At 38.1% G+C, this 1,653-nt stretch carries 2 protein-coding genes; both read left to right on the forward strand.

What is annotated here, in order from left to right:
- The first annotated feature begins 289 nt into the window (after positions 1–289).
- Entirely contained in the window at positions 290–634 is a 345-nt protein-coding gene (locus tag G548_RS0116825; protein ID WP_022795302.1) for an SDR family NAD(P)-dependent oxidoreductase, read from the forward strand.
- 120 nt (positions 635–754) lie between these two features.
- Positions 755–1,048, forward strand: a complete 294-nt coding sequence (locus G548_RS0116830) for a hypothetical protein (RefSeq protein ID WP_022795303.1) — start codon at positions 755–757, stop codon at positions 1,046–1,048.
- The last annotated feature ends 605 nt before the right edge of the window (positions 1,049–1,653 follow it).

Below are 1,653 nucleotides of genomic sequence, written 5' to 3' on the forward strand. Positions count from 1 at the left end.
CTATTGTACTTTTCATTATAGACGAACTTTTAGATAGAAAACACCCCGTTTTTTTTGTCAAAAACGGGGTGTTTCGAGTATTGTCCAGAAGTTAAGAGTTTTAGACGTAATGAACTACTTAAATAAGTGTATTAAAAGCATATAGTAGAACCCAAAACATAAAAAGATTCAAAACCATGTTGATCTATAGACGATATATCTAATTCTGATTTGTTAAATACTAGGTGTAAATAGTCAAAAATAGGGAATAATACCTATGTAAAAATAATAAAAAGGGAAGTTATTTACATTGTCCCATCGTTTGGAAAACAAAGTGGTTCTTATTACTGGTGCTGGCTCGGGGTTGGGTAAGGAAACAGCTGCCACAGCGGCAGAAGAAGGGCCCTCTTTGGCGCTTGTAGATATTAATGAACCGTCATTGGAAGAAACAAAAACCTACTGTCATTATCACAGGAACGATGCCGAAATCATCACTATTACCGCAGACATTTCACAAGAGAATGATGGTAACAATTATCAAGACTTCGCTTTTGATGCTTTGAAGTCACCATCAAATCATTTAAGACCTGCGGAAATAATTTTCAGCACGAAAAGAGAACATTTTTTACATTATGGAAAACGAATATCTGCTTAGGACGTGGAGGACGATGCCATGCAAAGAAATAGGAGATAAAGGAGGGATGAAAACTTTTTTGTTCGTTCGTCTTTCCTTTTAATGCGCAGGTATCCTAAGTCATTTAAAAGGAGGAAAACCATGTTACGTTGGGAGTGTGTTTGCATAACAACGGTCGCCGGCCGTTTGCCGTATATCGACGAGGAGGTTTATCAGGCTCGGTATGTGTTGCATACGATGGAATACCAGGTATGGGAGGCATGGCGACAGGCCTGGAGCCAACAGGAATCCCCGGTAAGAGAACAATTTCAGCGCCAGGCCCTTTTTGATGTCAGTGGCCGCCTGGGATTATCCATCCCCCTCGTCCAGGAAATCGTCCGTTATGCTGAAAATCGCGTGTGGTTGGCGATGACAAATGATGAAACAAAAATATAATTCGAATGTTTCCTAAAAAAGCCAACAGGAGGGCTGGCTTCGATAACAAAGATGAATTGGTTGTTAAGGATAAAAAAGTGGGGGCAAGAAGAAAAGGAGTTTCAACAAATGAAAGGGGCCTTTGAAACGATCATTTGTCTGTGGCTCGATGATCCTTTTCATCCGGAGAAATCAAAAAATCACTATTAAGTAAGAAAACCACTGATTTTTCTTTTATTCAACGACGTTGTCAAAAGCTAGCATTGGTAAGGATATGTTATAAAAGCAACAAGGCCGACTTCAATGAAAAGAAAAGATCAATCCAGTTACCATAATGACTTCTCATAATCGTCATTATGTTTAGTGAAAGGGCATTGATCAAGGGATAAAGATTCTAAAAGATTTTACAGATAAAGAAAAGGGCTATCCCAAAAATAAAAAAAGCTCCTCAGATTATACTAAGATCGTTGATTAGGTTCAAAGTGGTCTATTAGCGCTGTATTTAATAATGTTATAATACTCTCTAGAAAATCATTTGGCTCATATGCTTTTATAGCATTCTCTAATTTTTTCGGGACCGTCAATAATTTTGTGTAAACGGCTGTCCTCTTCCAGCCTTGAAGTTA

The sequence above is a fragment of the Marinococcus halotolerans DSM 16375 genome (assembly GCF_000420725.1).
Lineage (GTDB): Bacteria > Bacillota > Bacilli > Bacillales > Marinococcaceae > Marinococcus > Marinococcus halotolerans.